General features: G+C 55.2%; 8 protein-coding genes. 7 read left to right on the top strand and 1 reads right to left on the bottom strand.

Annotated features, from left to right (window positions below; translation table 11 throughout):
* Positions 1 to 720: 720 nt before the first annotated feature.
* The 6 genes from bamE (at position 721) to CFLAV_RS16455 (ending at position 6,365) form a co-directional block, all read left to right on the top strand.
* Complete coding sequence (gene bamE / locus CFLAV_RS16480) at positions 721 to 1,035, top strand: outer membrane protein assembly factor BamE domain-containing protein (protein ID WP_007415911.1); 315 nt, start codon at positions 721 to 723, stop codon at positions 1,033 to 1,035.
* Between the two features lie 60 nt (positions 1,036 to 1,095).
* A complete protein-coding gene (locus CFLAV_RS16475; protein ID WP_007415910.1) occupies positions 1,096 to 1,818 on the top strand; it encodes a hypothetical protein in 723 nt (240 codons plus the stop codon).
* A 151-nt stretch (positions 1,819 to 1,969) separates the two neighbouring features.
* Positions 1,970 to 2,224: a hypothetical protein gene (locus CFLAV_RS16470; protein ID WP_007415908.1), complete on the top strand. Its 255-nt coding sequence runs from the start codon at positions 1,970 to 1,972 to the stop codon at positions 2,222 to 2,224.
* Positions 2,225 to 2,582: 358 nt separating this feature from the next.
* Positions 2,583 to 4,487, top strand: coding sequence for a Kelch repeat-containing protein (locus tag CFLAV_RS16465; RefSeq protein ID WP_040549106.1), 1,905 nt, complete (start codon positions 2,583 to 2,585; stop codon positions 4,485 to 4,487).
* A complete protein-coding gene (locus tag CFLAV_RS16460; protein ID WP_007415906.1) occupies positions 4,484 to 5,284 on the top strand; it encodes a Kelch repeat-containing protein in 801 nt (266 codons plus the stop codon). Before CFLAV_RS16465 ends, CFLAV_RS16460 begins: the two co-directional genes overlap by 4 nt.
* Positions 5,285 to 5,369: 85 nt before the next feature.
* Positions 5,370 to 6,365, top strand: a complete 996-nt coding sequence (locus CFLAV_RS16455; protein ID WP_150107454.1) for a hypothetical protein — start codon at positions 5,370 to 5,372, stop codon at positions 6,363 to 6,365.
* 86 nt (positions 6,366 to 6,451) lie between these two features.
* Here CFLAV_RS16455 and CFLAV_RS32485 read toward each other — a convergent pair whose 3' ends face one another.
* A complete protein-coding gene (locus CFLAV_RS32485) occupies positions 6,452 to 7,129 on the bottom strand; it encodes an ankyrin repeat domain-containing protein (RefSeq protein ID WP_007415904.1) in 678 nt (225 codons plus the stop codon).
* 371 nt (positions 7,130 to 7,500) lie between these two features.
* Here CFLAV_RS32485 and CFLAV_RS16445 point away from each other — a divergent pair, with 371 nt between their 5' ends.
* Positions 7,501 to 8,667, top strand: a complete 1,167-nt coding sequence (locus CFLAV_RS16445; RefSeq protein ID WP_007415903.1) for a sensor histidine kinase — start codon at positions 7,501 to 7,503, stop codon at positions 8,665 to 8,667.
* The last annotated feature ends 143 nt before the right edge of the window (positions 8,668 to 8,810 follow it).

The following is an 8,810-nucleotide window of genomic DNA, read 5'->3' as shown; positions in this document are numbered from 1 at the left end:
CGCAACACGCAACACGCAACACGCAACACGCAACACGCAACACGCAACACGCAACACGCAACACGCAACCCATCCGTCCCATATATGGGCTCATGCTCTCGCGCGCCAGCCTAACAAGCCTTCCCCAAGGGGGATGCGACTTACAGCCCAAGGTTGGCGCTCTGCCTTCTGCCCTTGAGCGCCTACCTTGGGTTAACGTCAAAAAAATCCCCCTTCGGACCAAGCGAGCCAACCATCCCCCCTCCCCGCCCAACCGAAGGCCCAACTGCGCCATCACAAATTCTCCATAAGCATCCTCACACCCTGCCCAGACTTCCCGGCAGCAATCAGGTTCACACACGCCGGCATGTGTATAGTTACCGGTCCAAAAAGGGAAACCCGCTTCGGCCCACAATTCCAAACAACTCCGCACTCGAGCCCGAAGCGGAACTCACCGACCCAACCCAGCGCACTCCTGGTTCGGAGGCTGTCGATCAAACAGGAAAGGGGCAGACCGAAATTATTTTAGCTTCTCCTCTATAACCGGACAATGGATGGCCTTTGAAATCTCCAAAACCAACTTCTGTGGGGTTCCCCCGATTTAGTTTTCCCAAATCCAAAGTCATCTGGAATCAGGCCGAACATTTGATTGACAAAACACAGGGCGCAAACAGAATCAGAAGCAGACTACAATATCAGACCGCACGATTGCGGCCAAAGGATTGTTAGACCCCATACACTATGAAATACATTTTGTTTGCTGTTCTTGGCGTCTCGTTGCTGGGTTGCAGCACGCCAAATTCAAATCCAAAAGCGACCGCAGCAGCTTACGACCAACTGAAGGTCGGAATGACCCGGGAGCAGGTCTATGCATTACTCGGTCCGCCGAAATCCGTGCAACCGATGGGCGATGTTGAGCATTGCCAGATCGCAAAGTGGGGCATCCCACATGACGTCCACGGTTGGGGTAGTTGGAAGGTTACGTTCAGTGGCGACACGGTTACAGATGTTAGCGAAAGACCAATCGCAACAGCCTGGGGTTCCTACTCACATTGAGCCGGGGTCTAACAAACTGGCTTCGACGCGCTGGACTCCGCCCCTGAACTGAAAAGTACAATGAATAATCCGGCAACCCAAATCATCAAATCAAATATGAAGCCGGTACCGCTCGGACTCGCCGTCATCCTGGGATCGCTCATTCCCCCCCTCCTCCCGGCCGGGGAAATCACCACGCGCGAAGGAAAAACTTATCCCGCAGCCGAAGTAGAAAGGGTTGAACCCGACGGAATCATTCTCAGCTACCAACCTCCAGGCGGCGGACTCGGAAGCGCGAAACTGAAATTTGCGATCCTGCCTGAGAATCTGCAACGCGAATACGCTTATGACCCACAAAAGGCAGCCGCCTTTGAAACAGACCAGGTTCACGCTCAACAGACGTTGCAAAAGAAATTTTGGTCAGAATACGAGGACGCAACCAATCACATTGCCATAAGAAGGATTGAGGAAGAAAAACAGGCGGAAATCGAGGCCAGAGAAAACGCCGAGCTACAAGCCCGGCAAGCCCAGGCTGAGCAGGAGCGCATCGCGAAGGAGTCCAAAATGAAAGCAGAAAGCGCTCTTGCACAAACACAGCCATATTATGATCCGCAGGATCCGAGTAACCCGCTCATATATCAGCCATCAACGAGCGACGGCATGTACCGCCCACCCCTGCCGCTGGATCAGGTCCCGCTCATTCCGGAAAAGACCTCTGCCGCTAAACAAACTCCAATCTATACCGGGAAAGAAATAATTGTTTCGCCCGGAGCGCTGGTTTCCAAATCGGTTAGCGCGCATTGACAACCAATGAAGGGAAAAACCTCCTGCCATTTATCCTCGAAAGGATTCGAGATGTCTTGGATGCCTGACAAGAAGCTGTAGCATATCTGCATTACATCCCCCGCTCACGGCCCGGCGGCTGCTGTACGCGGGCTTTAGGCCACGAGCGATTATGCCAATCATTCTCATTATCTCGGTTGTGGCATCGATTGCCGTGGCATTGATCACGTTAAACTGGTTTTTCCGTGATGCGGACGACTCCACCCAGTCGTTTCAGGAGTGGTATGAGAAGTCCTTTGGTCTGTTTTCATTTTTGCCTTGGTGGGGAACTAAGTTTGGTTTATGGCTGGGAATCTCGGCATTTTCTGGGATCGCGTGTTTCATTGTTTTATCTCATGCGTGGAATTGGGTAGTCTCGCACTTTTAAAGAAACAGTGTGGCTTGATCCCTGTTAAGCCTCCGGCATATCTCATAGCAGGGCAGGCCTGTCTGTTATTACAAATCCAAAAGAAATCCAGTTCCATGGAAACTCCTCCTGCGCACACTAAACACTGAACATTCCTTGGGCTTCGGGAATTTGTCATTTATCATCTCTACCATCCTCCGCTTCGGCCCACGATTCCAAATAACTCCTCACCCGTGCCCGAAGCGGAACCCACCAGCCCAATCCAGCTCCTTCTTCGCATCCAATTCAGCACGCTGATGACGCGTTTTTGGCCTTGCTTTACCCTCCCGCTTTACTACCGTCTCGCCTTCAGGGTTTTCACATGGCACTTAAAAATTTCATGAACTTCAAAGGACTCAGCTGCATTTTCTTTTCCCTCACCCTTTTGTTTGGCCGCACACCCTCGGCCTGCGCCCAGGGCACCGCCTTCACCTACCAGGGCCGTTTGAACAATGGCGCGAGTCCGGCCAATGGAACTTACGATCTGCGCTTTGCTATTTACGATTCCACCAACACCCCCGGCGTCCTCCTTGCCGGGCCGATCACCAACGCCGCCACGGCCGTGAGCAACGGCCTGTTCACAGTCACACTGGATTTCGGCCCGGGCGTCTTCACCGGCAACAATCGCTGGCTGGAGATCGGGGTGTGCACCAACGGTGGCGGCGCGTTCACCACACTGACTCCACGGCAGCCGCTCACGCCATCGCCCTATGCCATTTTCGCAGGCGGCGTGAACGCAGCCGGCATCAACGGAACGATCCCCGCCGGCAACATCGGCAGCGGCACCATCACTTCCAACATGCTGGCCACCGGAGCAGCGGCGGCGAACCTCAATGCGCTGGGCCAAAGTGCCGTGCCCAGCGGAGGCATGGTGCTCTCCAGCAATTACACAGATCTCAATCTCCTCAATGTCGGCTATGTGAAACTGGGCAAGGTCGATTTGGGTGATGTTTGGGAACAGCGCGCCAGCGGTGCTCCCCCAGTAACCCGCTATCAGCATACAGCCGTTTGGACGGGAAGTGAGATGATCATCTGGGGCGGATGGAGCGGCAGCAGCTATGTGAATGATGGTGCACGTTATAATCCTACCGCCAACATCTGGACGGCGATAACCACTACCGGGGCACCCGCTGGGCGCATGTACCACACCACGGTTTGGACGGGGAGTGAGATGATCATCTGGGGCGGATGGAGTGGCGGCACCAGCTATTTTGGCGATGGCGCACGCTATAATCCCGCCGCTAACGCTTGGACGGCAGTAACTGCCACCGGAGCACCTGCCGCGCGCAACCAGCACACAGCCGTGTGGACGGGGAGTGAGATGATCGTCTGGGGCGGATGGAGTGGCGGCACCAGCTTTTTTAGCGATGGCGCACGCTATAATCCGACTACTAACGCCTGGACGGCGATAACTGCCACCGGAGCACCTGCCGCGCGCAACCAGCACACAGCCGTGTGGACGGGGAGTGAGATGATCGTCTGGGGCGGCCACAACGCCACCAGCCACTATTTGAACGATGGCGCGCGCTATAATCCCGCAGCAAACACCTGGACGGCGATGACCACCACAGGTGCGCCCGTAGCACGCTACGTGCACACGGCAGTGTGGACGGGGAGTGACATGATTGTCTGGGGCGGAAGTGCCAATGCCGACTATCGAGGTGATGGTGGACGCTACAATCCCGCAGCCGATAGCTGGACCGCAGTAAGCGCCATCGGTGCCCCTGCCGCGCGCACATATCACACGGCGGTCTGGACGGGCAATGAGATGATCATCTGGGGTGGATACAACGGCTACTATTTTAACGACGGAGCACGCTATAATCCTGCGGCCGACACTTGGACGGCGGTGGCCACCACTGGCGTGCCCAACGGACGCTATAGTCATACGGCAGTTTGGACGGGCAGCGAAATGATCGTCTGGGGCGGATATGGCTTTTTCGGCTACTTGAACGACGGCGGGCGCTTCAATCCTGCAGCCAACATCTGGACAACGGTTCCTGCCACCGGTGCACCCACCGCACGCGCCTATCACACGACGGTGTGGACGGGCAGCGAGATGATTGTCTGGGGCGGATACAATGGAACCAGCTTTTTTAACGACGGCGCACGTTACAATCCCACGGCCAACAACTGGACGACGGTGACCACCACCGGTGCACCCACTGCGCGGGCGCTTCACACCGCGGTCTGGACAGGCAGCCAGATGATCGTCTGGGGCGGATTCATGGCACTAACTACTTGAACGACGGCTTACGCTATAATCCTACCGCCAACAACTGGGCGCCGGTAACCACCACTGGTGCACCCACCGCACGTTACTTTCACTCGGTGGTCTGGACAGGCAGCGAAATGATTGTCTGGGGTGGATTCAACGGCACTACCCCATTTAACAACGGCGCGCGTTATAATCCTACCGCCAACACTTGGACCGCTGTGACCGCCACTGGCGCGCCCAGTGCGCGCTACCAGCACACCTCAGTATGGACCGGCAGCGAGATGATCGTCTGGGGCGGGAACAATGGCATCAACACATTGAATGATGGTGGGCGCTACAATCCCACAGCCAATAGTTGGACATCCATGCCCACCACCGTGGCACCTCCCGTACGCTCCGCTCATAGTGCAGTTTGGACAGGCAGCGAAATGATTATTTGGGGCGGGTATAACGGCACCAACTTCTTGAATGATGGCGCACGCTTCAGTCCCTCCTCCAACAGCTGGATAGGCTGGCTGGCGGGATCCACCATCGGTGCGCCCGCCGCACGTGACGGACATACGGCAGTCTGGACCGGGAGCGAAATGATCATCTGGGGCGGGCTCGGCAACAGCACCTTTAACGACGGCGCACGGTACAATCCCGCTTCTGACAGTTGGACCGTGGTAACCATGCCCGGCGCACCCGTTGGCCGCTATAGTCACACGGCGGTGTGGACAGGCAGCGAGCTGATCGTGTTTGGTGGAGTTAACGGCAGCACGTACTACAACGACACCTTCAGCTACCGCCCAGCGCGAGCACTTTACCTCTATCAGCGGTTGTGACAGCCACCGTTGAGCTGGCATCCACTAGACCTCACTGCAAAAAGAATGTCGAAAAAAGATTCGTGCTTTGATAGCAATGACTGAAATGAACGCAATCAAGGCAGTGCAGGGTGGAAATCTCAGGCGTCCTTTCTTCTTCTTCTCCACGACCGGGAAGAAGGCGATGACGAGGGGCTCATTTGCTCGCTGCTTTTCCGACATTCTTTTTCAGAAATGTTATGTCGTGCTGCTGCTGACCTTGTGCTCCACGGCAAGTGCCGTCGATTTCGCCACTCTCTGCGCCGACCATGCCGCCATCGAGCGCGTGTATTATAATCATCGCACCGGCACAAAAGCGTCCTTCGAGGAAACCCTCCCGCGCGCCACACTGGAAAATCTCGTGCAACAAGATCTGAAGAAAGAATCCGTGCTCCGAAAAAACTACGGCATCACCATCACCCCCGCCCTGCTTGATGCCGAGGTCAACCGCATCAACACCACGACCCGCGCGCCGGAAATGCTCGCCGAAATCAAGGCGGCGCTGGGCAACGACCCCACCCGGTTTGCGGAAGCCTTTGCCCGCCCCATCCTCGTGGAGCGATTGCTGCACGACAAGTTCGAGAATGACGACGCACTCCATGCCGCGAAGCGCCACGAATCCGAGCAAATCCGCAACTCCTTGCTCGCCGCCCGCACCAACGGCGCCACCGCCCCGCAACTCCTCGCCCAACTCAAAAAAGCCAATACCAACGCCGTCACCGAAACCACCTGGCAACTCACCCCGCGTCCCGCCGAAACAAACGCCCCCGCCGCCGATGAACTCGATATCAAGAAGCGTTTCGGCCCGGACGCACAAATCATTTCCGGGCCACACGGCCCGGCGAAGGAACAGAAATTTTACTTCGAGGAATTACCGCCCGCCTTGCAGAACGTCCTGCGCGTGCAACTCCGCCACCCTGGCGATGTGAGTGCCGTCATCGAAACCCCCGGCGGTTTCCTGCTCTACGTCGTCAGCGAAAAATCACAGACGACTCTCTCCGCCGCCTGCCTGTCACTGCCCAAACGCAGCTACGAAGAATGGTTGACGGAACAAAAACCGTGACCCAGGGAAAAGGCCCAGACCGCTAACTTGTGCGGTTGAAGTTCCTTTAACTCCCAACAATGCGCCCTTCCTCATGTTTTAGAGAATCAAACGCTCTCGCCAGAAAGCGCGTTTCGTATCCAACCGCTCCCAGCGCAATCGAAGACAGATTTGCCATTGCCATCCTTAAGCGCAGCGTTGAGTCCCAGGGAAAGAAACCCGCGGATGATCTGTCGCTGTGCCGCTCTTGCTGCCTCTGTGCCAGTTCCACCACGACCGGTGTCCTGCACTGCCAGGTGAAAAGGTGTGGACCCGGATTTATTTTTCAGCTTCGCATCAGCGCCTCCTTCCAGCAGGCATTTCACAGCGTCCGCACATCGCGTACGCACTGCCCGGTGCAGCGGGGCAGCACCATTCTTGTCCTGGGCATTAATTTCCGCTCCGGCGTCGAGCAGGCATTGGATGGTCTTGACCTGCCTTTTCGCATTCCATTCGGGCCCGTTTATGCAGCCATCCGCCGCATAGTGCAGCGGACCACTCTGACGATGATTCCTCGTTGAGTTCGGATCGGCACCGGCAGCCAGCAATAATCGAACAATTTCAACGCGATAACCCGCAGCTGCCAGATGCAATGCAGTATCCCCGACGTAAATCCAGTGAAAGATTTTGGATTCGTACAGTCGGGCTGAATCAATGAAAGACGTCGCCAGCCGGGGCTCGGCCTTCAGCAGCTTGTTAACCCTCGGCCGATCATCATCAAGTATGGCTATAAGAATTGCATCCATGAACGGGCCGGTCCTTATTCTTTATACTCATTGATGCTCCCGTTCAACCCTGCAACGGCATAAGTCGATCCGGGAAAGCCGGAACATCCGCCGCCCTTCCCGAAGGCATGCCAGGCGCGAAGAGCAGAGGAAGCATCGTTTAGCTTGGTAAGTTATCGCCAATGCCACGAAATTGCTTTGCATTTCTCCGAGCCGATAGTATAGCAACCCCCAAGCCCATGGACACATCGCGAACCTCCATTTTACTGACTGCGCCTCAGGAAGTTCGAGTTCATTACGCAAATTTGTTCCTTCTGTTCAACCAGGTGCCACAACGATTGATTGGAATTTTGTGAATGCTGCTTTCGGGGTGATATTTTAATTGAGAACATATGAGGAAACTTCAAGCCGACATAAGGAAATGTGAACTTTTCTGCCAGCGACTTAGCGAAAGACCCGCCGCTGTCCGCTACGGTTTTGCCACGCTTATGGTGCTCCTGGCGTTCCTGCTGCGACAGGGTTTCCATCTTGCGCTCGGAGAACATTTTCCACTCACCTTCTTTCTCACCAGCGCAATCGTCGCTGCCTGGCTGGGTGGACTTGGCCCGGGTCTATATGCCATCGTTTTAGGTTTTGTTTTAGGTGATTATTTCTTTCTGCCTCCGATTCAAAGCATCGGAGTTTATGAAGAGGCCGAAGCAATGGAGCTCTTGGGCAATGTGCTCACCGGGCTCCTGGCTATTTCTGCAATAGCCCTCATGCACCGGGCGCGACGCAGAATCGACTACTACGCAAACGAGTTGGCTCAGGCACGGAAACAGATTGAAGAGCACGCTCTCAAACTGGAGATACAGGTGGCGCAGCGAACTTCAGAATTGAGCCAGTCGGTTGAATTTCTCCAAAACTTTTGCTATTCCATCGCGCACAATGTCCGCGCACCATTGCGTGCCATGCATGGAGGAGCTGCACTCCTGGAAATGAGTTCTGGCACAAAACTTAATGAAGAAGAAAAAGCCGCAATGGGTATGATCAAGGAGGGCAGTGAAAGGATGGACAAGATGATTAATGTTCTTCTGCTCTATGGAAGATTAAGCCATGCGACAGTTTCTCTGGTGCCAATTCCCGCTGCGAGCTTCGTGAAGGGAATAGTCATTTCAATGAAGTCCGACGTTGAGAAGGCCGGAGCAGAAATACACATCGAAGAAAGCCCGCTGGAATTGCAGGCCGATCGAAAACTCCTGGCCATCGCACTACAAAGCATCCTCCGCAACGCGTTGAAATTCCACAGTGGCGCCACAGCACCGGTGGTGAACGTATGCATGGAAGGCCGGCAGGACCGAATCAAGATTTGGATCAAGGACAATGGCCTGGGCATAGACCCACGCTATCAGCATAAGATTTTTAGTTTATTTGAGCGGCTTGATACGGATTCGGAGATTGGAATAGGCAGTGGACTGGCCATTGCAAGCAAGGCTCTTGAGAGGATGGGTGGATCGATTGGAGTGGTTTCCGATTTGGGTAAGGGCGCTTGCTTCTGGCTTGAACTGAAAAAGGCGTAAAAAAGCATGCATCCCTGCGTGAACTCAGTCGGCCTTAGGAGGGAAAGAATTCGAGAATTCGTCCCGCATTACAAACGTCCGAGCCCAATTACCTCACGCCTCTGCTACACGAGTCGTCCACATCCGGCACTCATCCTCGCATG

Origin of the sequence: Pedosphaera parvula Ellin514, from assembly GCF_000172555.1 — a bacterium.
Taxonomy (GTDB): Bacteria; Verrucomicrobiota; Verrucomicrobiia; order Limisphaerales; family Pedosphaeraceae; genus Pedosphaera.
The sequence above is the reverse complement of the archived record's forward strand: the minus strand, read 5'-3'. Positions and strand labels throughout refer to the sequence as shown.